This is a genomic window from Micromonospora sp. MH33 (assembly GCF_003013775.1).
Taxonomy (GTDB): Bacteria; Actinomycetota; Actinomycetes; order Mycobacteriales; family Micromonosporaceae; genus Micromonospora; species Micromonospora fulviviridis.
This window is the reverse complement of record NZ_MUYZ01000072.1, coordinates 1-24,760: the sequence shown is the minus strand read 5'-3', so window position 1 is coordinate 24,760 and position 24,760 is coordinate 1. Positions and strand designations below refer to the sequence as shown.

19 protein-coding genes are annotated in these 24,760 nt (G+C 73.1%); 12 read left to right on the top strand and 7 right to left on the bottom strand.

Annotated elements, in window-relative coordinates; all coding sequences use genetic code 11:
* On the bottom strand, positions 1-1,184 hold a 1,184-nt coding region (locus tag B0E53_RS14155), incomplete at its 3' end, for a hypothetical protein (RefSeq protein ID WP_107076489.1).
* 83 nt (positions 1,185-1,267) lie between these two features.
* Between B0E53_RS14155 and B0E53_RS14150 the strand changes: the two genes are divergently transcribed.
* Complete coding sequence (locus tag B0E53_RS14150; RefSeq protein ID WP_107076488.1) at positions 1,268-2,344, top strand: phosphatase domain-containing protein; 1,077 nt, start codon at positions 1,268-1,270, stop codon at positions 2,342-2,344.
* 18 nt (positions 2,345-2,362) lie between these two features.
* Here B0E53_RS14150 and glgB read toward each other — a convergent pair whose 3' ends face one another.
* From glgB to glgA, 3 genes are read right to left on the bottom strand one after another with little or no spacing between them, the layout of a single operon-like run.
* Complete coding sequence (gene glgB, locus B0E53_RS14145) at positions 2,363-4,465, bottom strand: 1,4-alpha-glucan branching protein GlgB (protein WP_107076487.1); 2,103 nt, start codon at positions 4,463-4,465, stop codon at positions 2,363-2,365.
* Positions 4,453-6,555 carry an alpha-1,4-glucan--maltose-1-phosphate maltosyltransferase gene (locus B0E53_RS14140; RefSeq protein WP_107076486.1) on the bottom strand — a complete coding sequence of 701 codons (2,103 nt, stop codon included), beginning with the start codon at positions 6,553-6,555 and terminating at the stop codon, positions 4,453-4,455. The genes glgB and B0E53_RS14140 overlap by 13 nt, the downstream gene beginning before the upstream one ends.
* 38 nt (positions 6,556-6,593) lie before the next feature.
* Positions 6,594-7,802 carry a glycogen synthase gene (gene glgA, locus B0E53_RS14135; RefSeq protein ID WP_107076485.1) on the bottom strand — a complete coding sequence of 403 codons (1,209 nt, stop codon included), beginning with the start codon at positions 7,800-7,802 and terminating at the stop codon, positions 6,594-6,596.
* A 95-nt stretch (positions 7,803-7,897) separates the two neighbouring features.
* Here glgA and glgC point away from each other — a divergent pair, with 95 nt between their 5' ends.
* From glgC to wecB, 3 genes are all read left to right on the top strand, one after another.
* Positions 7,898-9,130, top strand: coding sequence for a glucose-1-phosphate adenylyltransferase (gene glgC / locus B0E53_RS14130; RefSeq protein ID WP_107076484.1), 1,233 nt, complete (start codon positions 7,898-7,900; stop codon positions 9,128-9,130).
* 31 nt (positions 9,131-9,161) lie between these two features.
* Positions 9,162-10,805, top strand: a complete 1,644-nt coding sequence (gene pgm, locus B0E53_RS14125) for a phosphoglucomutase (alpha-D-glucose-1,6-bisphosphate-dependent) (RefSeq protein ID WP_107076483.1) — start codon at positions 9,162-9,164, stop codon at positions 10,803-10,805.
* Between the two features lie 135 nt (positions 10,806-10,940).
* Positions 10,941-12,065, top strand: a complete 1,125-nt coding sequence (gene wecB / locus B0E53_RS14120; RefSeq protein WP_107076482.1) for a UDP-N-acetylglucosamine 2-epimerase (non-hydrolyzing) — start codon at positions 10,941-10,943, stop codon at positions 12,063-12,065.
* 21 nt (positions 12,066-12,086) lie between these two features.
* On the opposite strand, the gene B0E53_RS14115 is transcribed toward wecB, so the two are convergent.
* Positions 12,087-13,010, bottom strand: coding sequence for an NAD(+)/NADH kinase (locus B0E53_RS14115; RefSeq protein WP_107076481.1), 924 nt, complete (start codon positions 13,008-13,010; stop codon positions 12,087-12,089).
* Between the two features lie 335 nt (positions 13,011-13,345).
* On the opposite strand from B0E53_RS14115, the gene B0E53_RS14110 reads away from it, so the two are divergent.
* From B0E53_RS14110 to B0E53_RS14080, 7 genes are all read left to right on the top strand, one after another.
* Positions 13,346-14,710, top strand: coding sequence for an O-antigen ligase family protein (locus B0E53_RS14110; protein ID WP_146167666.1), 1,365 nt, complete (start codon positions 13,346-13,348; stop codon positions 14,708-14,710).
* Positions 14,710-16,218, top strand: a complete 1,509-nt coding sequence (locus B0E53_RS14105) for a lipopolysaccharide biosynthesis protein (protein WP_107076479.1) — start codon at positions 14,710-14,712, stop codon at positions 16,216-16,218. The genes B0E53_RS14110 and B0E53_RS14105 overlap by 1 nt, the downstream gene beginning before the upstream one ends.
* Positions 16,219-16,484: 266 nt before the next feature.
* Positions 16,485-17,345, top strand: a complete 861-nt coding sequence (locus B0E53_RS14100) for a hypothetical protein (protein ID WP_107076478.1) — start codon at positions 16,485-16,487, stop codon at positions 17,343-17,345.
* Between the two features lie 29 nt (positions 17,346-17,374).
* Positions 17,375-18,580: a glycosyltransferase gene (locus tag B0E53_RS14095; protein ID WP_107076477.1), complete on the top strand. Its 1,206-nt coding sequence runs from the start codon at positions 17,375-17,377 to the stop codon at positions 18,578-18,580.
* Positions 18,581-18,688: 108 nt separating this feature from the next.
* Complete coding sequence (locus B0E53_RS14090) at positions 18,689-19,729, top strand: SDR family NAD(P)-dependent oxidoreductase (protein ID WP_281492857.1); 1,041 nt, start codon at positions 18,689-18,691, stop codon at positions 19,727-19,729.
* On the top strand, positions 19,723-20,847 hold the full coding sequence (locus B0E53_RS14085) for an SDR family oxidoreductase (RefSeq protein WP_107076475.1): 1,125 nt from the start codon (positions 19,723-19,725) through the stop codon (positions 20,845-20,847). Before B0E53_RS14090 ends, B0E53_RS14085 begins: the two co-directional genes overlap by 7 nt.
* Complete coding sequence (locus tag B0E53_RS14080; protein ID WP_107076474.1) at positions 20,844-22,079, top strand: glycosyltransferase family 4 protein; 1,236 nt, start codon at positions 20,844-20,846, stop codon at positions 22,077-22,079. The genes B0E53_RS14085 and B0E53_RS14080 overlap by 4 nt, the downstream gene beginning before the upstream one ends.
* A gap of 50 nt (positions 22,080-22,129) precedes the next feature.
* Here B0E53_RS14080 and B0E53_RS14075 read toward each other — a convergent pair whose 3' ends face one another.
* Positions 22,130-23,278: an aminotransferase class I/II-fold pyridoxal phosphate-dependent enzyme gene (locus B0E53_RS14075; protein WP_107076473.1), complete on the bottom strand. Its 1,149-nt coding sequence runs from the start codon at positions 23,276-23,278 to the stop codon at positions 22,130-22,132.
* On the bottom strand, positions 23,275-23,430 hold the full coding sequence (locus B0E53_RS37550; RefSeq protein WP_168215315.1) for a hypothetical protein: 156 nt from the start codon (positions 23,428-23,430) through the stop codon (positions 23,275-23,277). The genes B0E53_RS14075 and B0E53_RS37550 overlap by 4 nt, the downstream gene beginning before the upstream one ends.
* A gap of 206 nt (positions 23,431-23,636) precedes the next feature.
* Between B0E53_RS37550 and B0E53_RS14070 the strand changes: the two genes are divergently transcribed.
* A complete protein-coding gene (locus B0E53_RS14070) occupies positions 23,637-24,647 on the top strand; it encodes a DUF389 domain-containing protein (RefSeq protein ID WP_107076472.1) in 1,011 nt (336 codons plus the stop codon).
* Positions 24,648-24,760: the final 113 nt, after the last annotated feature.

Below are 24,760 nucleotides of genomic sequence, written 5' to 3'. Positions count from 1 at the left end.
GTGAGCAGTTCGAGCCGGGCCGCCCCGGCCGCGGTGGCCCGGACCGCGTGCGCGGCGGCCCGCCAGAGCGGCCAGAGCACCGCCGGCAGCGAGATCTGGAGCACCGACAGGTAGCGGGAGTTGCCCAGCGGATCGGTCGCGGCGAGCGGGCTGCGCACGTACGCCAGCAGGGTCAGCGCCGCCCCGGCGAGCAGGGCGAGGACCGCCACGGCCCGGGTCCGCGCGGCGGGCTCCGTGGCCCGGCGGAACGCGACCAGCCCGAGCCCGGCGGCGGCCACCAGCAGCACCGGGTAGAGCAGCCCGAACCACTGCGCCCAGCGGGCGCAGCCGTCCATCGGGCAGAGCCCGGAGGCCAGCGGCACCCCCTCCAGCAGGCCGCCGTGCAGCCGCTCGGCCACCGACGGCGTCGCGCCGTCCTTGGTGCTGATCGCCCGGAACACCGACAGCGAGTCCTGCCCCTCCGGCGCGACCAGGTTGTCCTTCACCATCGGCGCGACCCCGAGCACGAAGCCCACCGCCAGCAGCACCCCCGGCCAGCCCACCAGGTCCCGGGGCGCCGCCCAGAGCAGCAGCAACCCGGCCACCGCCAGGTAGGGCACGATCAGCCAGTCCGACCAGAGCGCCACCCCGGCCAGCAGCCCGAACAGGCCGGTGGCCAGCCAGCGGTGCCGGACCCGGCGCTCGCCGAGGGTGACCGCGATCAGGACCATCGCCAGCACCGCCGGTTTCACCTCCGGCCGGCCGCCGACCGCGGTGAGCTGGTCGCGGACCACCCGCTCGGAGCCGAGCGCCAGCAGGCCCACCACGAAGGTGGCCAGCCAGGGGGAGAAGAGCCGGCGGGTCAACCGGTACGCCAGCCACAGGAAGACCGCGTAGAGCGCCAGCAGCGGCAGCCGCAGCAGCGGCCAGCTCGCCCCGGCCCAGCCCACCAGCGGGGCCGCCAGGTAGGACTCCAGCATGCCCATGTAGCGCTGGCCGTAGAGGAAGACCGGCCGCTCGTGCCCGGTGGCGATGTGCAGGGCCGCCAGGCCGAAGGTCGCCTCGTCGCTGTTCGAGGTGGGCAGGGTGAGCAGCGTCAGCACCAGCCGGTAGCCGACCCCGGCCGCGCCGAGCAGCATCGCCACCAGCGCCGGCCGGTCCAGCGCCGGACGCCATCGTTCCGGGTCCCGCTCTGGTCTCGACACGACCAACGCCCCCGTCGTCGCCCCGACCGCAGTCTGTCACGCCGGGCGCCGGGCGGCGGGGTGGATCGGCGCAGACCACTCGCATGGCCGGCCCGCGCGGGTTGTGGCAGGGTGACAGCGTGCCACCCACACCACCGGACCAACTGGCCGTGCCGCAACTGCACCGGGCCGCCCGCATCGAGGACGCCCTGCACGGCCTGGTGGAGCGCCGGCTGCGGCGCACCGGGTGGCAGGCCAACATCATCGCGTACGCGGGGTACGGCGCTCCCGGTTGGGCGCGGGTGCTCTGCCGGGTGCTGCTGGGGCGCCCCGACACCCGCCAGCGCGGCCGGCTGGAGAAGGTCCGGGGCTGGCGCAGCTTCACCACCCTGCCCGCGAAATACGCCAAGGTCACCATCGAGGCGGGCGGCGTGAGCCAGGAGGCGACCGCGGACCGCAGCGGCTTCGTCGACACCGTCATCAAGGCCGACTTCACCCCGGGCTGGGGCTGCGTACGCCTGAGCGTGGCCGACGCCGAGCCGGTGGAGGCGCTGGTCCGCATCCTCGACCCGGAGGTCCGGTTCGGCATCCTCTCCGACATCGACGACACGGTCATGGTGACCGCGCTGCCCCGGCCGCTGCTCGCCGCCTGGAACACCTTCGTCCTCGACGAGCACGCCCGGGCTGCCGTCCCCGGCATGGCGGTGCTGTACGAGCGCCTGGTCACCGCCCACCCCGGAGCGCCGGTCTTCTACCTCTCCACCGGCGCCTGGAACGTCGCGCCGACGCTGACCCGGTTCCTCTCCCGGCACCTCTACCCGGCCGGTCCGCTGCTGCTCACCGACTGGGGGCCGACCGCCGACCGGTGGTTCCGCAGCGGCCGGGAGCACAAGCGGGCCACCCTGGCCCGGCTGGCCCGGGAGTTCCCCGACGTCCGCTGGCTGCTCATCGGCGACGACGGGCAGCACGACCAGGAGATCTACCGGGAATTCGCCGTCGCCCACCCGGACAACGTGGCCGGGGTGGCGATCCGCCGCCTCTCGCCCACCCAGTCGGTGCTCGCCGGCAGCCTGCCCACCCCGCCGGGCCGCCCCTCCGCCGGCCCGGTGGGCCAGAAGTGGCTGGCCGCCCCCGACGGCGCCGGCCTCTGGAAACTCCTCCGCGAAGCCGGCCTGGTCTGAGCCCCCGGCCCCGCTCGGTCAGGCGGGGCGGAGCCAGAGGACGGCGAGGGGCGGGACGCGCAGCGCCGCCGACGCCGGCATGCCGTGCCAGGGCACGCTCTCGGCGTGCACCGTGCCGAGGTTGCCCACCCCGGAGCCGCCGTAGTGGTGGGCGTCGGTGTTGAGCAGTTCGGTCCAGGCGCCGCCGGCGGGCAGGCCGATCCGGTAGCCCTCCAGCGGCAGCGCGGAGAAGTTGGCCACGCAGACCAGGGTCTGGCCGTCGGGGGCGATCCGGATGAACGAGACGGTGTTGTTGGCGACGTCGTCCCCGGCGATCCAGCGGAAGCCGGCGGGGTCGGTGTCCTGCGTCCAGAGCGCCGGGGTGGCCCGGTAGGCCCGGTTCAGGTCGCCGACCAGCCGCTGCACCCCGGCGCGCGCCGGGTCGTGCAACAGGTACCAGTCGAGGCCGCGTTCCTCGCTCCACTCGCGGTCGTCGGCGAGTTCGCAGCCCATGAAGAGCAGCTGCTTGCCCGGGTGCGCCCACATGTACGCCAGCAGCGCCCGGACGTTGGCCAGCCGCTGCCAGGTGTCGCCCGGCATCTTGCCGACCAGCGAGCCCTTGCCGTGCACCACCTCGTCGTGGCTGATCGGCAGCACGTAGTTCTCGCTCCAGGCGTACGCCAGGGAGAAGGTGAGCTGATGGTGGTGGTGCTGCCGGTAGATCGGGTCCTTGGAGGTGTAGAGCAGGGTGTCGTGCATCCAGCCCATGTTCCACTTGAAGCCGAAGCCCAGCCCGCCCTCGGCAGTGGGGCGGGTGACGCCCGGCCAGGCGGTGGACTCCTCGGCGATCATCACCACCCCGGCGTGGTGCTTGTAGACGGTGGCGTTGACCTCCTGGAGGAACGCGATGGCCTCCAGGTTCTCCCGGCCGCCGTGCACGTTGGGCGCCCACTGGCCCTCCTGGCGGGAGTAGTCCAGGTAGAGCATCGAGGCGACCGCGTCGACCCGCAGCCCGTCGACGTGGAACTCGTCCAGCCAGTAGAGGGCGTTGGCGACCAGGAAGTTGCGCACCTCGCGGCGGCCGAAGTCGAAGACGTACGTGCCCCAGTCGGGGTGCTCGCCGCGGCGCGGGTCGGGGTGCTCGTAGAGCGGGGTGCCGTCGAAGCGGGCGAGGGCCCACTCGTCCTTGGGGAAGTGCGCCGGCACCCAGTCGAGGATCACGCCGATGCCGGCCTGGTGCAGCCGGTCGACCAGGTGGCGGAACTCGTCGGGGTCGCCGAACCGGGCGGTGGGGGCGTAGTAGCCGGTGACCTGGTAGCCCCAGGAGCCGCCGAACGGGTGCTCCATCACGGGCAGGAACTCCACGTGGGTGAAGCCCAGCTCGGTGGCGTACGCGGTGAGCTGCTCGGCCAGCTCTCGGTAGCCGAGGCCGGGGCGCCAGGAGCCGAGGTGCACCTCGTACACGCTCATCGGCTCCTGGTGCGGCTGCCGCCGCGCGCGCCGGGCGAGCCAGTCGGCGTCGCCCCAGGCGTACCGGGAGTGGTGCACCACGGAGGCGGTGGCGGGCGGCACCTCGGCGCGGGCCGCGAGGGGGTCGGCCTTGTCCCGCCAGTGCCCGTCGGAGCCGAGGACCCGGTACTTGTACCGGCTGCCGACCGACGCGCCGGGCACGAAGATCTCCCACACCCCGCTCGAACCGAGCGATCGCATCGGCCAGCCGTCGTCCGGCCCCCAGCCGGTGAAGTCGCCGACCACCCGCACCCCGCGGGCGTTGGGCGCCCAGACGGTGAACGCCACGCCCTCGTCGAACACCCGGGCGCCGAGCGCCTCCCAGAGCCGCTCGTGCCGGCCCTCGCCGATCAGGTGCAGGTCCAGCTCGCCGAGGGTGGGCGGGTAGCGGTAGGGGTCGTCGTGCACCGCGCCGTCCACCTCGACCCGGTAGTCGAGCACCTCGCCGGGCAGCACGGCCTCGAAGACCCCCACGTCGTGCACCCGCTTCATGGGGTGCCGCTCGTCGCCGGCGAGCACGGCCACGTCGGCCGCGCCCCGGCGCAGGGTCCGGATGGTGGTGCGCCCGTCGGCGGGGTGCGCGCCGAGCGTGGCGTGCGGGTCGTGCGCCTCGCCGGCGATCAGCTGGTCCATCGTGCGTCGTCCTTCGCGGCCGGTGCGGTCGGGGCGGTGCCGCCGGAGAGGTCGGCGGGTACGTCTGCGACGGTCAGGTCGGGCGCCGCCGGGGCCGGCGGCGCGGCCTCGGGCTCGGCCGGCGGCGCCGGCCGCCGCACCGTGAGCACGTGCGCGGGTTGCAGGTACGGGTCGAGCCGCACCGCGTTGCGCTGCCCCCAGTCGTAGTCGGCGCCGGTCAGCTCGTCGTGCACGGTGAACCGCTCGTGCCAGTCGAAGCCGAGGGCCGGCATGTCCAGGGTCGTGTTGCCCCACTGCACGGCCCGGGAGTCGAACGAGCAGACCACGATCACCGTGTTGCCGGTGTCCGGGTCGTGCTTGGACCAGCAGAGCAGCGCCGGGTTGTCGATGTCGTGGAAGCGCAGGTTGCGCAGCCGGTGCAGGGCGGGGTTGTCCCGGCGGACCCGGTTGAGGGTGGCGATGAACGGGGCGAGCGAGCGGCCCTGCTCCTGCGCGCCCGCCCAGTCCCGGGGGCGCAGCTCGTACTTCTCGTTGTCCAGGTACTCCTCGGCGCCGGGGCGGGCGACGTGCTCGAAGAGCTCGTAGCCGGCGTACATGCCCCAGGAGGGGGAGAGCAGCGCGGCCAGCACCGCCCGGATCTTGAACATCGGTGGGCCGCCGTGCTGGAGCGAGGAGTGCAGGATGTCCGGCGTGTTGGGCCAGAAGTTGGGCCGCATGTAGTCGGCCGCCGCGACCAGCTCGGCGCAGTACTCCCGCATCTCCGCGGCGGACGTGCGCCAGGTGAAGTAGGTGTACGACTGGGTGAAGCCGATCTTCCCGAGGCCGTGCATGATCGCCGGGCGGGTGAACGCCTCGGCGAGGAAGAGCACGTCCGGGTCGACCTTCTTGACCTCCCAGATCAGCCAGTGCCAGAAGTCGAACGGCTTGGTGTGCGGGTTGTCGACCCGGAAGATCCGGATGCCCTCGCCGACCCAGTGCAGCACCACCCGCAGGATCTCCGCCCGGATGCCCTCCGGGTCGTTGTCGAAGTTCAGCGGGTAGATGTCCTGGTACTTCTTCGGCGGGTTCTCCGCGTACGCGATGCTGCCGTCGGCCCGGGTGGTGAACCACTCCGGGTGCTCGGTCACCCAGGGGTGGTCCGGGGCGCACTGCAACGCCAGGTCCATCGCCACCTCCAGGCCCTGCTCGGCGGCGGCGGCGATGAAGTCGCGGAAGTCCTCCGGCGTACCCAGGTCGGGGTGGATGGCGTCGTGGCCGCCCTCGGCGGCGCCGATCGCCCACGGCGAGCCGACATCGTCCGGCCCGGCGGTGAGCGCGTTGTTCGGGCCCTTGCGGTTGACCCGGCCGATCGGGTGGATCGGCGGCAGGTAGAGCACGTCGAAGCCCATGGCGGCGACGCCGGGCAGCCGGTCCAGGGCGGTGACGAAGGTGCCGGAGCGGGCCGGCGCGTCGACGGTGGCCGGGATCGCGCCCTCGGAGCGGGGGAAGAACTCGTACCAGGCGGAGAAGAGCGCCCGCGGCCGGTCGACCCAGAGGGTGTGCTCGTCGCCGGTGGTGACCAGCTCGCGGACCGGGTGGTCCCAGAGCAGCGGGGCCAGGTCGAGCGCCGGGCCGACCCGGCGGGGCAGTTCCTCGTCGTCGTCGCGCAGCACGGCCACCGCGGCCCGGACCCGCTCCCGGTCGGCCCTCGGCACGAGGTCGAGCGCGGCTTCCAGGACCCGGGCGCCTTCGGCCAGGTCGTTGGCCAGCTCGGCCGGGCCCTGGCCGGCGGCGAGCTTCTTGGTGACGGCGTTCTGCCAGGTCAGGTACGGATCCTGGAACGCCTCCACGGTGAACCGCCAGGCGCCGACCGCGTCGGGGCGGATGGTGGCGTGCCAGCGGTCCTGGCCCGGCTCGCCGGGGCGCATCCGGGTGAACGGGCGGGCGGCGCCGTCCGGGCCCAGCCAGACCACGTTGCAGCCGAGCGCGTCGTGGCCCTCGCGGTAGGCGCGGGCCGACACGGGCACGACCTCGCCGACCACCGCCTTGGCCGGGTGGCGACCGCAGGAGACGACGGGGGAGACGTCTTCGATCGGGAACCGTCCAGTCACCGGTTCAACCTACTGCGCGAGATCGCTTCGCGCTCGGGTCAGCCGGCCGCGCCCACCGACCGGTACACCTCCAGCGTCCGCTGCGCGATGGTGTCCCAGGAGAAATGTTCGACGGCCCGGCGGCGGCCGGCGAGACCGAACTCCTCCGTCCGCTTCGGGTCGGCCAGCAGGTCGTTGATCGTCGCCGCCAGGTCGGCCACGAAGCGCTCCGGGTCCAGCGGCCGGCCGCTGCCGTCGCCGGCCTGCTCGATCGGCACCAGCAGCCCGGTCTCGCCGTCGGCGACCACCTCGGGGATGCCGCCGGTGGCGGTGGCCACCACGGCGGTCTCGCAGGCCATGGCCTCCAGGTTGACGATGCCCATCGGCTCGTAGACCGACGGGCAGACGAAGATGGTGGCGTGGGTGAGCACCTGGATCACCTCGTGCTTGGGCAGCATCTCGGCGATCCAGATCACGCCCGAGCGGCCGGCCCGCAGCTCGGCGACCAGGCCCTCCACCTCGGCGGCGATCTCCGGCGTGTCCGGGGCGCCGGCCAGTAGCACGAGCTGGGTGTCGCCGGGCAGCTCCCGGGCCGCCCGCAGCAGGTACGGCAGGCCCTTCTGCCGGGTGATCCGGCCGACGTAGACCACGCTGGGACGGGCCGGGTCGATGCCGAGCCGGTCCACCACGTCGGTGCCGGGGTCCGGGGCGTACTGCGCGGTGTCGATGCCGTTGTAGACGACCCGCACCCGGTCGGGGTTGACCTCCGGGTACGCGGTCAGCACGTCCCGCCGCATCCCCTCGCTCACCGCGATGACCGTGTCGGCGGCCTCGAACGCGGTCCGCTCGCACCAGGAGGAGAGCGCGTAGCCGCCGCCGAGCTGCTCGGCCTTCCACGGGCGCAGCGGCTCCAGGCTGTGCGCGGTGACCACGTGCGGCACCCCGTGCAGCAGCTTCGCGGTGTGCCCGGCCAGGTTGGCGTACCAGGTGTGGCTGTGCACCACGTCGGTGCCGGCCGCGCCGGCGGCCATCTCCAGGTCGACGCCCATGGTGCGCAGCGCGGCGTTCGCGCCGGCCAGCGCCGCCGGCTCGGCGTACGCGGTGACGCCGGGCTCGTCGCGGGGCGCGCCGAAGCAGTGCACCCGCACGTCGGTGAGGCGGCGCAGCTCGCGCGCGAGGTACTCGACGTGCACCCCGGCGCCGCCGTAGACCTCCGGCGGGTACTCGCGGGTGAGCAGGTCGACACGCAGCCGGGCGGAATCGCTCATGACCGGCACCCTAGCGTGCTTTCCCCGGCCGCACCGGGTGCGGAAACGTGCCCGTACGAGTGGTGAAGTCGGGGCGGGATGGATAGCGTCTGAGCATGGCTGCCAAGGTGCTCGCGATCGTCCTGGCCGGCGGGGAGGGCAAGCGCCTGATGCCCCTCACCACCGACCGGGCGAAGCCGGCCGTCCCCTTCGGCGGGATGTACCGCATGGTCGACTTCGTCCTCTCCAACCTGGCCAACGCCGGATATCTCAAGATCGTCGTGCTCACCCAGTACAAGTCCCACTCGCTGGACCGCCACATCACGCAGACGTGGCGGATGTCGACGATGCTCGGCAACTACGTCACCCCGGTGCCGGCGCAGCAGCGCCGCGGCCCGTGGTGGTTCGCCGGCTCGGCCGACGCGATCTACCAGAGCTTCAACCTGATCAACGACGAGCAGCCGGACCACGTGATCGTCTTCGGCGCCGACCACATCTACCGGATGGACCCGCGGCAGATGGTGGAGGACCACATCGCCTCGGGCGCCGCGGTCACCGTGGCCGGCATCCGGCAGCCACTGTCGATGGCCGACCAGTTCGGCGTCATCGAGGTCGGTGAGGACGGCCGGCGGATCCGGGCGTTCCGCGAGAAGCCCACCGACGCCGTGGGGTTGCCCGACGCCCCCGACCAGATCTACGCCTCGATGGGCAACTACGTCTTCAGCACCAAGGCGCTCTGCGAGGCCGTCGAGCGCGACGCCGAGGACAAGACCAGCAAGCACGACATGGGCGGCAGCATCATCCCCATGCTGGTCGAGCGGGGCGAGGCCAACGTCTACGACTTCAAGGACAACGAGGTGCCGGGCAGCACCGACCGCGACCGCGGCTACTGGCGGGACGTGGGAACCCTCGACTCGTTCTACGACGCCCACATGGACCTCACCAACGTCCACCCGGTGTTCAACCTCTACAACTTCCACTGGCCGATCTACAGCAACCAGCCGCCGTACCCGCCGGCCAAGTTCGTGCACGCCTGGGGCGAGCGGGTCGGCCGCGCGGTCAGTTCGATGGTGTCGCCCGGGTCGGTGATCTCCGGCTCGCTGGTGGAGAACTCGATCGTGGCCCCGCGGGTGAAGGTGCACTCCTGGGCGCACGTGGACGGCGCGGTGCTCATGGAGGGCGTCGAGATCGGCCGGCACGCGGTCGTCCGCCGGGCCATCCTGGACAAGAACGTCTACGTTCCCGAGGGCGCCGAGATCGGCGTCGACCTGGAGAAGGACCGCCAGCGCTACACCGTCTCCGACAACGGCATCGTCGTCATCGGCAAGGGCCAGCGCGTCGAGCCCTGATCCACCCGCACACCGCAAGGAGGTTCCCACCGTGGCCCACCCCCGTGCCGGCCAGCCCGCCGAGCCCGCCGACCTGGTCGACGTGCCCCGGCTGGTCACCGCCTACTACGCCGGGCACCCTGATCCGGGCGACCCGGCGCAGCAGGTCTCCTTCGGCACGTCCGGACACCGCGGGTCGAGCCTGCGCAACGCCTTCAACGAGGACCACATCCTCGCCGTCACCCAGGCGCTCTGCGACTACCGGCGGGAGCGGGGCCTTTCCGGCCCGCTCTTCCTCGCCCGGGACACCCATGCGCTCTCCGCCCCGGCGGAGGCCAGCGCGCTGGAGGTGCTCGCCGCCAACGACGTCACCGTGCTGCTGGACAGCCGGGACGGCTACACGCCCACGCCCGCGCTGTCGCACGCCATCCTCACCCACAACCGGGGCCGCACCGCCGGGCTCGCCGACGGCATCGTGATCACCCCGTCGCACAACCCGCCCGACGACGGCGGCTTCAAGTACAACCCGACCCACGGCGGTCCCGCCGACAGCGACGTCACGAAGTGGATCCAGGACCGCGCGAACAGCATCCTCGCCGCCGGGCTCAAGGAGGTGAAGCGCATCCCGTACGCGCGGGCGCGCGCCGCCGACACCACCGGGGAGTACGACTTCCTCGCCCGGTACGTCGACGACCTGCCCGCCGCGCTGGACGTGGCCGCGATCCGGGACGCCGGGGTGCGCATCGGCGCCGACCCGATGGGCGGGGCGAGCGTGGCGTACTGGGGGGAGATCGCCGAGCGGCACCGCCTCGACCTCACGGTGATCAACCCGACGGTCGACCCGACCTGGCGGTTCATGACCCTGGACGGCGACGGCAAGATCCGGATGGACTGTTCGTCGCCGAACGCGATGGCCTCGCTGATCGCGGCCCGCGACCGGTTCGGGGTTTCCACCGGCAACGACGCCGACGCCGACCGGCACGGCATCGTCACGCCCGACGGCGGCCTCATGAACCCCAACCACTACCTGGCCGTGGCCATCGGCCACCTGTTCCGGACCCGGGAGCGGTGGGGGCCGGCGGCGGCGGTCGGCAAGACGCTGGTCTCCTCCTCGATGATCGATCGGGTGGCCGCCGACCTGGGCCGCCCGCTGCTGGAGGTGCCGGTCGGCTTCAAGTGGTTCGTGCCCGGCCTGCTCGACGGGGCGGTCGGCTTCGGCGGCGAGGAGAGCGCCGGCGCCTCCTTCCTGCGCCGCGACGGGAGCACCTGGACCACCGACAAGGACGGCATCCTGCTTTGCCTGCTCGCCTCGGAGATCATCGCCACCACCGGGAAGACCCCGAGCCAGCACTGGGCCGAGCTGGCCGAGCGCTTCGGCGCGCCCGCGTACGCCCGGATCGACGCCCCGGCCAGCCGGGAGGAGAAGGCGGTGCTGGCCAAGCTGTCGCCCGAGCAGGTGACCGCCACCGAGCTGGCCGGCGAGCCGATCACCGCGACGCTCACCACGGCGCCGGGCAACGGGGCGCCGATCGGCGGCCTCAAGGTGAGCACCGCGTCGGGCTGGTTCGCCGCCCGGCCGTCGGGCACCGAGGACGTCTACAAGATCTACGCCGAGTCGTTCCGGGGCCCGGACCACCTCGCCCGGATCCAGGACGAGGCGAAGGCGCTGGTCTCCGGGGTGCTCAAGCGGGCCTGACAGGATCCCGCACCGCGCACGCACAACCTCCCCCGCAGCCGTCTCGTTGCTCCGGGGGAGGTGCCGTGGCGTGCTCGTGCGTGGCGGCGGTGCGCGCCGGCGTCACGCCGCCGGCCCGAGGCGAGGGGACGGGCCATGACCCGCGTCATGACGGTGGTCGGCACCCGACCGGAGATCATCCGGCTGTCCCGGGTGATGGACCGGCTGGACCGCACGGTCGAGCACGTGCTCGTGCACACGGGGCAGAACTGGGACCCGACCCTCTCCGACATCTTCTTCACCGAGCTGCGGCTGCGCCGGCCGGACCGGTTCCTCGGCGTCGACACCGCCTCGCTGGGCCGGGTGCTGGGCGGGGTCCTGGTCGGCGTCGAGGAGGCCATCGCCGCGTACCGGCCGGACGCGCTGCTGGTGCTCGGCGACACCAACAGCTGCATCGCCGCGCTGATGGCCCGGCGGATGCGGGTGCCGGTCTACCACATGGAGGCCGGCAACCGGTGTTTCGACCTCAACGTGCCGGAGGAGACCAACCGCCGGCTCGTCGACCACGTGGCTGACTTCAACCTGGTCTACACCGAGCACGCCCGGCGCAACCTGCTCGCCGAGGGCCTGCACCCGCGGCGGATCCTGCACACCGGCTCGCCGATGCGGGAGGTGCTGGAGCACTACCGCGCCGACATCGACGGGTCCACGGTCCTCGACCGGCTGGAGCTGGCGCCGGGCGGGTACTTCGTGGTCAGCGCGCACCGGGAGGAGAACGTCGACCGGCCGGACCGGCTGCACCGCCTGCTCGACTGCCTGCGCGCCGTCCGCGACGAGTGGGGCCTGCCGTTGCTGGTCTCCACCCACCCCCGCACGCGGAAGGCCCTGGAGGCTCTCGCGGTCGACGACACCGCGCTGGAGGGCATCGCCTTCCACGAGCCGTTCGGCCTCATCGACTACGTACGCCTGCAGACCAGCGCGCGGTGCACGCTGTCCGACAGCGGCACCATCAGCGAGGAGGCCGCCATCCTCGGCTTCCCCGCGGTGACCCTGCGCGAGTCGATCGAGCGGCCCGAGGCGCTCGACGCCGGCGGGATCCTCATGACCGGGCTGGACCCGCACGGTGTGGTGGAGGCGGTGCGGGTCGCGGTCGACCAGGTCGCCGCGGAGGGCGTGCCCTGCCCGGCGGACTACCGCGTGCCGGACACCTCCCGCCGGGTCGTCGACTTCATCCTCTCCACGGTCCGCCGGCACCACCAGTGGGCCGGCATCCGGGTCTGACGGCCGGGGCCGCCGCCCCGGTCAACAGGGCGGTTCCAGCTCCCGCTGGTCGCGCTCCCGGCGCAGTTCCTCCGGGAGCAGCTCGCGGAGCTGGTCGGGCAGGAACGGCAGGTCGAGCAGGCTCAGCTTGAGCTGGTTGCGTTCCTGGTAGCGCTGCGGGTCGAAGCGGACCACCCGGCCGGCGTCCCGGCGGTAGCGGATCTGCACCGCCCCCTCCGTCGCCGCCTCCTTGATCACCAGCCCGTCCATCTCGACGGCGACCGCCGCCGAGTGCGGCTGGAGGTCGAGCCGGATGCTCTCCTCCGGGGCGAGCACCACCGAGCGGGAGATGCCCGCCATCGGCGCCGACGGGGTCACCACCACGGCGTCCGCCGCCGGCGAGATCAGCGGGCCGCCCGCCGCGTAGCTGTACGCCGTCGAGCCGGTCGGCGTGCTGACCACCAGCGCGTCGCAGCGGTAGTAGCCGTACCGCTGGCCGTCCACCGCGAGGGTGGCGGTGACGAACCCGGAGCCGGGCTGGCGCACCAGCGCGATGTCGTTGAAGGCCACCACGTCGTCGCCGCACACGTCGCAGGCGAGGCAGGCGTGCGACTCGACGGTGAAGTCCTTCGCCGCGAGCCGGCTCAGCGCGTCCGGCAGGTCCGGCGGCTCGACCTCCACGAGGAAGCCGAGCCGGCCCAGGTGCACGCCGAGCACCGGCTTCGGGTCGCGCACCGCCATGCGCAGCGCGCCCAGCATGGTCCCGTCGCCGCCGATGCTGATCAGGGCGTCGGCGCGGACGGCCAGCTCGTCCGCGGGGACGGGCTCGACGCAGGACGGCACCCGGTGCCCGTCCTCGGCACGGACCAGCAGCGTCTTGCGGTGGCGCGACGCCCACCGCTCGATGATCCCGACCACCTCGGAGACGTCCCCGGTGGGGTGCAGCACCAGACCCAGTCCCGCCACCCGTACAGCTCACCACATCCGGAGGCGATCGGCGGGGCGTACGGGCAGGACGCCGGCGGCGGGACGCGGTGATCAAGTAACCCTCGCGCACCTTTGTTCGTTTGGGTGACTGTGGTCCCGCCGCACCGCGCCGATGACGTGCCTCGTTCACGTTCATCCGGTCGCGGGGCTCGACAACCGTCAATCGTCGCGACAGAGGAAGCCATGGATCAGCATCCGGCAATCCCGATCGGGCCCCTTGCCGCGGCGGTAAGAACGACCGGCGTGAAACGGTGACCGCGCTGACGGCTCCCGGCAGCGGCGACACCTCCGCGTCACCGCCCGAGCTCGGCAAGGTGCGGCTGCTGCTGGCGCTGCTCCCGGTTCTGGCGGCGCTGGGCGCCTACGCCACCATCGATCTCTCTCCGGCCACCTTCCCGAATCTCTACCGGGTCGTCGTCGTACTTGCCGTCGTGCCGGCGTTTTTGCTGCTGGTCAGGCCGCGGACGGCCACCGTCGTGGTGCCCAGGCTCTTCATGTGGCTGGCGGTGACCTGGGCGTTGTGGCTGCCCGTCTCGCTCTTCTGGACCGTGGACGCGGACACCGGGCTCCGGAAGATCGGCTCGATCTCCTACGCGTTCGCGGCGGGGCTCTGCGTGCTGGCCTTCTCCGGTGGTTCACGCACCGGTGTCGCCACGTTGCGCCTGGGCTGGACCGTGGCGTTCCTGGTCACGGGAGCGATCGCGGTCTGGGAACTGCAATCGGGACGCCACCTCTCGGACGCGGCAGCCCTCGGCGGCCCCGACGCGACCCTCACCGCCAGCACCTTCTACAACCCCAACAACTACGCCGGATTCCTGTTGACCTGCCTCCCCTTCCTCGTCTGGGGCGGCATCGTCGCGAGGTCGACGCTGATCCGCGTCCTGCACGCGGGACTCATCGTCTTCTGGATCGTCCTGATCGTGGCCACGCAGAGCCGCACGGGCTTCCTGGGCGCGCTGGTGGTCGGCCCCGTGGCGGTGTGGTGGTTCGGCCGGGCGGCGAGCCTGCGCCAGCGGCCGGTGGCGGTGCCGGTGCTGGTGCTCGGTCTCGCCGCGTGGATCGGTCTGTCGCTCGCCGCCGCGAGCGAGCCGGGGCAACGCGTGCTGGGACAGTTCACGTCCCCCTTCGAGGAGAACGACAGTCTGCGCGCCTCCGACCGGATGAGGGTCAATCTGACGCTGCTGGGCTGGCGGCTGTTCGTCAGCTCCGGACTCCTCGGGCGTGGGGCCGGTTCGTTCGAGTTGCTCGCCGGTCAGTGGCAGCAGGTCGATCTGGGCGGCACGACGATGGCGCACAACAGCTTCGCCGAGATCGCCGCCGAATTCGGCCTGCCGGCACTTCTTCCGCTGTTCGCCGTCATCGTGGTGCTGGTGCACGTCACGCTACGGCGGACGGCCGCTGCGGCGCACCGGGCGGAGGCGTTCGACCTGCGCATGGCGACCGGCCTCGGACTTGCCGGGTTCGCCGCGAGCGGTCTCGCTGCCAGCTCGATCCTCGCCTCGCCCTGGTGGTGGATGCTGCTGGGCCAGGCCTCGGCCCAGGCCTGGCTCCTCTACCGGATGTGCCCGTCGCGAGGCGACCGGCCAACCGACCGGAGGCCGGCTGGCAGCCCGTGGGTCCGGGCCGACGATCAGGTTGCCGGCCCGCGAGCCCTCCTCGTCGGAGCGAGGAGGAGTTAGTGCTGCGACGCCACTCCGGTGCCGGGGCGTCTCCCTTCTACCGGCACGTGTCCCATCTCGCGATCAGCACCGCCCTGGCCCAGGGCATCGCGATGCTGACCTCCGTGTTCCTGGCTCGCCTCTACCCACCGAGGGAGTTCGGCGAGTTCTCGATCGCGCTCTCGCTCGCCCTGATCGTCGCGACGGCGGCCACCCTCCGCCTGGAGATGGCGGTTCCGCTTGCCGAGGACGAGCGTGAAGCCGTGGTGCTCACGGCCACCGCTGTCATCGCCAGCGTGCTGGTTGCCGTTGCCATGCTGGCAGTCCTGGTGATCCACCTGGTGGTGACCGGCCACCGGTGGTCCGCTTTCGGTGCCGGGGCAGGTGTGTGGCTGGTGCCCGCCATGGTGGCGACACTCGGCACGTCGGCGGCCGCCCGAATGCTCCAGAGTCGTCGGGAGAGATTCGCGGCGGTCAGCGGGGCGACCGTGCTGGGCGCCGCGGTGCAGGGCGTCGGGCAGCTCGTGGCTGCGCCACTGGGCGCGGGCGCGACCGGCCTGACGGGGGGCTACGTGGCGGGACGCGCCTGGTACTCGGTGGCGCTGCTGCGCCGCTCGGGCGTACTCGGCGTCCGTTCCGCCTCCGAGTGGTGGTCGGCGACCGTGAAGTGGCGGCGCTTCGCCCTGCTGACAAGTCCGCCGGCGTTGCTGAACATGATCAGCGTCGGAGCCGTCGCACCGGTGGTGGCGGTCTGCTACGGAGTGACGCTCTCCGGGCTCTTCGCGTTCGCGACCCGCCTGCTGACCCTGCCGGCCGCCCTGATCGGGCAGGCGGTCGGCAGCGTCTTCTTTCCCAAGATCGCCGCTCTGGAGCGGGACGGCGGCGACGTCCGGCTTGCCGTGGAGCGGGTCACCACCGGTCTGGTGTTCCTCTCGGTACCGACCTTCGGATTCGTTCTCCTGCTGGGTCCGGAGCTGTACGTGCTCGCCTTCGGCGCCGAGTGGCGGAACGCCGGTTCCATCTCGGCCCTGCTCGCACCCTGGCTCGCTGCCTCGTTCGTGTCGTCGCCGCTCAGCACGCTGATGACGGTCAAGGACAGGCTCCGCAGCCTGCTGCTGCTGTCGGGCCTGGAGACCGCGCTTCGACTGGGCTCGCTCGCGTCCGGGCTTCTGATCGGCTCCGCCATGGTCGGGATCGGCGCGTACTCCTTCAGCGGCCTGGCGATCAGCATCGGTTATGTGGGCTGGTCGCTGCGCCTGGCCGGCTCGAGCCTGCGGAGCTGGGCCGGCTCCATCCGGAGCTACCTGCTCCTGGTCGGTGTCGCCTATCCGGTTCTCCTGGTCGCCAGGGGGCACCTCCCGCAACCCGTCTCCATGGCGCTGGCGGTCGCGTTGACCGCGGTTCTGCTCGGCTTCGCCGCCCGCTGGCTCTACCGGTACCGGCCGGGCGGCCCCGAGGGCACGCCGAAGCCCTCGGGGCTGTCGAGCGACAGCGAGGTCACGCCCGTGACGTCGGGAGCCAGCCGATGAGCCTGTCCAGTCGCCGGCGGGAACAGCTGAGCGCAGCTCCCTCGGCGGACCTGTCCACGCGCTGGCGCCTGGCTGTCGGGCCCGCGAACTACGCGGGACAGGCGCATCACTGGGCTCGCGCGGTCGAACGCCGCCTGGGCGGGTCCGCGGTCTCGTTCGCGGTGGAACAACGTCCCCGCCTGCGGCCCGGGCGCGGACTGTCGTTCCACGCCGACCACCGGCTGCCGCATCCGCGCATGACCACGCCGTGGGGGCGGAGCCGGCGGATGCGGCGCGTCCTGCGGGGTGCCACCCACGTCGCGGTGGACGGCTTCCTGCCGGTGTACGGCCGGGTGGGCAGGTCGGATCTCGGCGAGGACGTCCGGCTGCTGGCCCGCCAGGGCCTGCGGGTGGCACTGATCTCGCACGGCACCGACCTCCGCGACCCGGATGCCCACATCCAGCGGAATCCGTTCTCGTACTACGCCACCGCTCCCCGGGAGTGGGTGGACCTCGCTCGGGGGCTCGCCCGTCGTCATCGGACGATCGCCGCGGACCTCGGAGTCCCACTCTTCGTCAGTACACCCGACCTGCTTCTCGACGCGCCGTGGGCTACCTGGCTGCCCGTGTCCATCGCGGTCTCCGACTGGTGCACGCCACGCCCGGCCCTGACGGCCCGGCCCCCGACGGTGCTCCACCGCCCCAGTCGTACCGTCCCGCCGATCAAGGGCACCCAGATCATCGACCCCGTCCTGCGGGACCTCGCGACCCGTGGCCGCATCCGCTATCTGGCTCCGGAGACGGTCGCTCACGCCGCCATGCCCGAACTGGTGGCCGGCGCCGACATCGTGGTCGACCAGATCCTGACGGGCAGCTACGGGGTGGCCGCTGTCGAGGCCATGGCCGCGGCGCGTCTCGTCATCGGCTACGTCGATCCGCCCACTCGGGCCCTCATGCCGGACCAGCCACCGATCGTGGACGCGCCACCGGACCGCTTCGCGGCGGTCATGGAGGAGATTCTCGCCGACCCGGCGGCCTACGCGGACATCGCGGCGGCCGGCCCCGCGTTCGTCGCCCGGTGGCATGACGGCACAGCGGCGGCCGAGGCCCTGCGTCCGTTCCTGGACGGGTCGATCGCCACCACCTGAACACGGGCCTCGCCGAAGCAGGGAGACACATGGACGTGCCGAACGGCCAGATCAGAACCGATCGATGGCAGCTACGTGCGCCGACCGCACCCGCGCTGCATCGCACCGTCTGTGTGCCGACCGTCCATCCGGTGGGCGACCAGCGGATCCTCCGGTGTGCGCAGTCGGTGCTCGACGCCGGGTTCGACGTCCACTTCATCTGGCTCGGTGGGGAGCCGGGGGAGTCCCAGCCCCACGACCGCGTCCGGGAGACCCGGCTCCCCGCGCCGACGTCGTTCCGGGAGCGGATCCGGCTGGTGCCGCGGGTCGCCGAGCTGGCCCGCCGGGCGGATCCCGACGGCTGGCACATCCACGACTTCTACCTGCTGCCACGGGCACGCCGGTGGGCCCGCCGGACCGGTCGGCCGGTGCTCTACGACGTCCACGAGTACTACCCCGAGTACTACTCCGGGCGACTGCCCGGCCCGCGGCTGCTGCGCCGGCCCGCCCACCGCGTGATCACCGGTGTCGAACGCCGGTACGCCTCGGTGCTGGCCGGGGCGAACGTCGCCACCGAGGAACTCGGTGACCGGTTCCGTGGCTGGGGCATCCCCACCTCGGTCACCCCGAACTACCCGGCGGACGCGCTGCTCGGCGACGCGCCCCGGCCGCTCGTCCCGGAGCTGCTGCGCCGGGTGGTGCACACCGGCACCCTCACCTCGATGTTCGGCGCCGAGGTCATCGTCGGCCTGGCCCACGAGCTGGCGCGGGTCGCGCCGGAGGTGGAGTTCCTCGTGGTGCGGCGGTTCCCCTCGGCCGCGGCCCGGCGGGCCTTCGAGGGACTGCTGCGCCGGCACGGTACACCCGCGAACCTCGTCCTGCTCGACCCGATGCCGCCGCACGAGGTCGGCCGGCTCCTGGCGAGCTGCGGGATCGGCGTGTCGGCGCTGCAGGACGTCGGTCAGGCGGCCCTCTGCGTCAGCACCAAGCTCTACGAGTACGCCACCGTCGGGCTGGCCGTGGTGGCCTCGGACCTCCCGGCGACCCGGCGCTTCGTGACCCGCTCCATGGTCGGCGTGCTCGCCGACCCCCGCCGGCCCGAGGCCTTCGCGCAGGGCGTGCGGCGGTTGCTGGACGACGCCGACGAGGTGTGCGTGGCCGCGGACCGGCACGCGGCGGCGGCCCGCGCGGAGTTGTCCTGGGAGCGGACGTGCGCGCCCCGGCTCCGCACGCTGGTCAGTCAGGCCGTACGCTGAGGGACCTTCGTCTGGTTTATGCCTGTTTCCGTTTCTTCGTCCGGTATCGCCTCGTTGGCCCTGTCAGGTAGTTCAAGGTCGCGGCCGAGTAACGAGGAGCGGGTTTCTGTGACTGTCCTTCCTGCCGGGTGCCGGGTGTTGATCACCGGTGGCACCGGCTCCTTCGGTCAGACGATGGTGCGCCGCCTGCTCACCCAGGACGTCGGCGAGGTACGGGTGCTGAGCCGCGACGAGGCGAAGCAGGACGCGATGCGGCAGACCGTCGGCGAGAGCCGGGTGCGCTACTACGTCGGCGACGTGCGCGACCTCGACTCGGTGGCGCGGGCCTGCCGGGACGTGGACTACGTGTTCCACGCCGCGGCGCTCAAGCAGGTGCCCTCCTGCGAGTTCTTCCCTCTCGAGGCCATCCGGACCAACGTGCTGGGCAGCGCGAACGTGGTCGAGGCCGCCGAGGCCAACGGAGTGAGCAACGTCGTGCTGCTCAGCACCGACAAGGCCGTCTACCCGGTCAACGCCATGGGCATGAGCAAGGCCCTCATGGAGAAGGTGGCGCAGGCCCACGCCCGCAACCTCCCGGACAGCCCGACCACGGTGAGCTGCGTCCGCTACGGCAACGTCATGTACTCGCGGGGCTCGGTCATTCCGCTGTTCATCGAGCAGATCAAGGCGGGTCGCGCGCCGACCGTCACCGACCCGCAGATGACCCGGTTCCTGATGTCCCTGGAGGATTCGGTCGACCTCGTCGAGCATGCGTTCCAGCACGCACAGGCCGGGGACATCTTCATCCGCAAGGCGGCCGCCTGCACCATCGGCGATCTGGCCGAGGCGGTCTGCCGCCTCTTCGACGTGCCGGTCAAGCTCGACCTGATCGGCCTGCGGCACGGCGAGAAGCCGGACGAGACGCTGGCCACCCGCGAGGAGCTGATCCAGGCGGAGGACTTCGGCGACTTCTTCCGGGTGCCGGTCGACGCCCGTGACCTCAACTACGCCCTCTACGTCTCCGAGGGTGAGATCGGCGCCGGCCCGATCGAGGACTTCAACTCCGCCAACGCGCCCCGGCTCGGTGTACCCCAGATCATGGACCTGCTGCGCACGCTGCCCGAGGTGCGCGCGGAGCTCGCGCTGCGGGATCCGGCGCTGGCATGTTGAGGCTGGCCCTCACCGGGGCCGGCGGCTTCCTCGGGTGGCACGTCCGGGTGCTGCTGCGCGCCCTGGACTGGCCGGAGCCGGTCATCCTCACCCGGGCCGACCTCGCCGACCCGGCGAGGGTCGCCGCCAGGGTGAGCGGCGTCGACCGGGTACTGCACCTGGCCGGGGTGAACCGGGCCGACGACCCGACCGAGGTGGCGGCCGGCAACGTCCGGTTGGCGGTCGCGCTGGCCGACGGGCTGCGGGCCGCGGCCGTCCCGCCCGGCGGCGTGGTCTACGCGAACTCGGTGCAGGCCGGCAACGGCACCCCGTACGGCGACGGCAAGGCCGCCGCGGCGGCCGTGCTGGCGGACACCGGCCTGCCCCTCGACGACGTGCCGCTGCCCAACCTGTACGGCGAGCACGGCCGACCGTTCTACAACTCCGTGGTCGCCACGTTCTGCCGGGTCCTGACCGAGGGCGGCCGGCCGGAGGTCCACCAGGACCGGCAGCTCGACCTGGTGCACGTCACGGACGCGGCGGCGCGGCTCGCCGGCGTCCCGGCCGGCGGCTCGTGGGACCCGGCGCTTCCCGCGCTGCGGATCGGCGTCCGGGAACTCGCCGACCGGCTCACCACGATGGCCACCGGCTACCGGGCCGGGGACATCCCGGCGCTGCCCGACCGGCACCACGTCCGGCTGTTCAACACCTACCGCTCGCACTGCTTCCCGGCGCACTACCCGATGCCGCTGACCCGGCGGGCCGACGCCCGCGGCGAACTGGTCGAGGCGGTCCGGGCGCACGGGGGAGCGGGACAGACCTTCTGCTCGACGACCCTGCCGGGCGTCACCCGCGGCGAGCACTTCCACCTGGCCAAGGTGGAACGGTTCGTGGTGCTGCGCGGCACCGCCGACATCTGCCTGCGCCGGGTCGGCGACGGCGAGGTGCTGCGGTTCCCGGTGTCCGGGAACGAGCCGGTGCTGGTCGACATGCCGACCATGTGGGTCCACAAGATCGTCAACACCGGCTCGGACGAACTGGTCACGCTCTTCTGGACCAACGAGCTGTTCGACCCGGCCCGGCCGGACACCTGGGCCGAGCCGGTGGACCTGACGCCCCGGGTGGCGGTGCCGGCGTGAGGATCGGACTGGTCAGCCAGTGGTATCCGCCGGAGGGCGTCTTCATCCCGGGGAACCTGGCCCAGGGACTCGCCGAGCGGGGGCACGAGGTCCGGGTCCTCACCACGTTCCCCAGCTATCCGCACGGCCGTACCTATCCCGGATGGCGGCAGCGGTGGCGGCACCGTGAGGAGCAGGGATCGGTGCGGGTCCGGCGGGTGCCGTCCTACCCCAGCCACGACACCTCCGCCGCGCGGCGGGTGCTCAGCTTCGCCTCCTTCGCCGCCACCAGCACCCTCGCCGGGGTGAGCACCCTGCGCGGCGTCGACGTGACGTACGTCTACCACCCGCCGCCCACCACCGTCGCCGCGGCCGCCCTGCACCGCATCGCCCGACGAACCCCGGTCGTGCTGCACGTCCAGGACCTCTGGCCCGAGTCCGTGCTGCACTCGGGGATGGCGCCGACGGGCTGGGCCAGCCGCGCGTTCGCCGGTGGCCTGGCCCGGCTCATGCGCGCCGCGTACCGGGTGGCCGCCGCCGTCGTGGTGATCTCGCCGACCATGGCCGACCTGGTGGTCCGGCAGGGCGCGGACCCCGACCGGGTACGGGTGGTGTGGAACTGGACCGACGACGGGCTGTTCCGGCCGGTGCCGGCGTCGGCGGAGGCGCGGGCGGCGATCGGGCACCGGGGGCGGTGCACCGTGATGTTCGCCGGCAACCTCGGCCTGCTCCAGGGCATCGAGACGGCGATCCGGGCCGCCGCGCTGGTGCGGGACCGGATGGACCTGGTCCTGGTCGGCTCCGGCGCCGACGAGGACGCCGCCCGCCGGCTCGCCGCCGGGCTGGGCGCCGACAACGTACGCTTCGTCGGCCGGCAGCCCGCCGACCGGATGGCGGACCTCTACGCCGCCGCCGACTGGCAGCTCGTCTGCCTGCGCGACCTTCCGGCGCTCGCCGGCACCATCCCGTCCAAGCTGCAGGCCGCGCTGGCCTGCGGGGTGCCGGTGATCGGGTCGGTGGGCGGCGACGCGGCCGCGCTGATCGGCTCGGCCGGGGTCGGGCTGGTGGCCGCCCCGGAGGACCCGAGGGCGCTCGCCGCGCGGTTCGCCACGGCGGCGGCGCTGGCGCCGGCGGCCCGGGCGGAGCTGGGGGCACGGGCCCGACAGGTCTACCTCGACCGGATGTCGCTGTCGGTGGGCGTGGACCAGTTCGAGGACATCCTCACCAAGGCCGCCGCGGGGGCGCGCCGCTGACCGTCCCGGTCGGTGTCCCGCCGCGGCTTCCGCGGCGGGACACCTGGCCGTCAGCGGGCGGCCGATCCGGTGCGGTCGGCCAGGAACTCGTCGATCGCGCCCAGGACGACGCCGATCTGGGACTCCGTGAGCGCGCTTCCGCTGGGCAGCGTCAGCCCGTTGGCGAACAGGCGGTCGGCGGCACCGGTGAGGCAGCTCTCCGCGTCGGCGTACGCCGGCTGGAGGTGCATCGGCTTCCACACCGGACGGGTCTCGACGCCCCGCTCGGCGAGGTGGTCGGCGAGTTCCCGGGCCTGCCAGCCGGAGCGCTCGGGGTCGACCACGAGGCTGGTCAGCCAGCAGTTGGCCGCCGCGTCGTCGGCGCCGATCAGGGTGACCCCGGGGACCGGGGCGAAGAGCTTGGCGTACCGGTCGCGAAGTTGCCGCCGGCGGCCGATCATCCCGTCGAGGCGGCGCAGTTGCGCGCGGCCCAGCGCGGCCAGCAGGTTGCTCAGCCGGTAGTTGTAGCCGGTCTCCCGGTGCTCGTAGTGCCGGGCCGGCTCCCGGGCCTGGGTGGACAGGTGGCGGGCCCGGGCGAGCAGGGCGGTGTCGTCGGAGACGATCATCCCGCCGCCGGAGGTGGTGATGATCTTGTTGCCGTTGAACGAGAGCACACCCACCTGCCCGAAGGAGCCGGCGGCGCGTCCGGCGTGCGTGGCACCGAGCGCCTCGGCCGCGTCCTCCACGATCGACACCCCGGCCTCGGCGCAGACCGGCTCCAGCGCGGAGTAGTCGGCGCAGGCCCCGAAGAGGTCGACCGGAACGACCGCGCCGACCCGCTCACCGCGCGCCCGCAGGCGGCGGAGCAGGTCGGCGGTGAGCGGCACGTCGAGGTTGCCGGTCTGCGGGTCGCAGTCCACGAAGACCGGACGCGCGCCGGTGTACCGGACCGCGTTGGCGGTCGCCACGAAGGTCAGCGTCGAGACCACGACGACGTCACCCGGCCGCACGCCGACCCCGAGCAGGGCCAGGTGCAGCCCCGCCGTGCCGGAGCTGACCCCGACCGCTCCCCGGGTGCCGACCCGCTCCGCGATCTCGCGCTCGAAGGCCTCCAGGTCCGGTCCGACCGGCGCGACCCAGCCCGAGCGGAGCGCGGCGATCAGGTACGCCTCCTCCAGCGGCCCGACGTCGGGCGCGGACAAGTGGATGGTCTGGCTCATCGGTCGCCCCCGGTGGGTGTGGCCACCAGCGCCGCCAGGAACAGCAGGATCAGCGCCGCCACCACGTCGAGTACGCGTTTGCGCCGGTCCGGGCGCACCCGCCGCCCCAGGGCCGCGGGTGCGGGCGGGCTGAGCACAGCAGACGTCGGCACCGGTGCCACCTCCACGCTCTCCCGGCAGGTCAGGTCAAGGCCGGCAAAGGCCGGATAAGGGAATCCGCCGGGGTTTCCCCCTCAATAAACCGACGGACCAGCCGGGAGGACGCGGCCTGTCCGCCGGTGGGTCATGTCGGGCCGGTGGAGATCGGGTACCGGCCAGTAGACTCGGCGGCTGCCCGGGCCCGGCGAGGGGGAGACACGTGCTGCACCTGCGGATCATCGCGCCGACCGACCGGTCCGCGGCCGTGGCGGACCTGCTCGCGGAGACCCCGGGCGTCACCCACCTCGCGGTCATCCCCGGCGCCGCCCGCCAGCCCGCCGGCGACCTGATCCTCTGCGACGTCGTCCGGGAGAGCGCCGACCAGGTCCTGCACCGCCTCCAGGAACTCGACGTGGACGCGCGGGGCGGCATCTCCGCCGACGACGTGGAGCTGACCCTGTCGGCGCAGGCGGACAAGGCCGCGGCCGACGCCCCCGGCCACGGCGAGGACGCCGTGGTCTGGGACGAGATCGCCGCGAAGACCGGCGAGCAGACCGTGCTCACCGGCACCTTCCTGGCGCTGATCACCGTGGCCACCATGATCGCCGGCATCGGCGTGTTGCTCGACCAGCCCATCCTGATCGTCGGCGCGATGGTGGTCGGCCCCGAGTTCGGCCCGCTCGCCGCGCTCTGCGTGGCGCTGCTGCGCCGGCAGCCGCACATCATCGGCCGCTCGGTGCAGGCCCTGGTGGTCGGCTTCGTCGCCGCCATGCTGGTCACCGTGCTGAGCACCTGGGCGCTCACCGCCGCCGGGCTGGTCAGCCGGGACATGCTGCTGGCCGACCGGCCGCTCACCGACTTCATCTGGCGCCCGGACGCGCTCTCCTGGGTGGTCGGCCTGCTCGCCGGGATCGCCGGCATGCTCTCGCTGACCTCGAAGAAGTCCGGCTCGCTGGTCGGCGTGCTGATCTCGGTGACCACCGTGCCGGCGGCGGCGAACGTGGCGGTCGCGGCCGCCTACGGGGTGTGGCACGAGGCGGCCGGCTCCGCCCTCCAACTCGTGATCAACCTGGCCGCCATCGTGCTGGCGGGCCTGCTCACCCTGGTCGTGCAGCGCTGCTGGTGGCGGCGGGTGGAGCGGCGGTCCACCCGGGGCGTGCCGCGGCAGCGGGCCGACCAGCGGCCAGCGCGGGTCAGCGCCAGTCGTCGCCCGCCTCGAGACGCAGGCTGAGCAGCGTCGCCAGGGGCACCGACTCGCCGTCCCGGCCGCCGCGCCCGACCACCAGCGGTGGCGGGGCGGGCTCCGGGTCGGCCCCGAACAGGCGCGCCCGCAGGCTCGGCGGC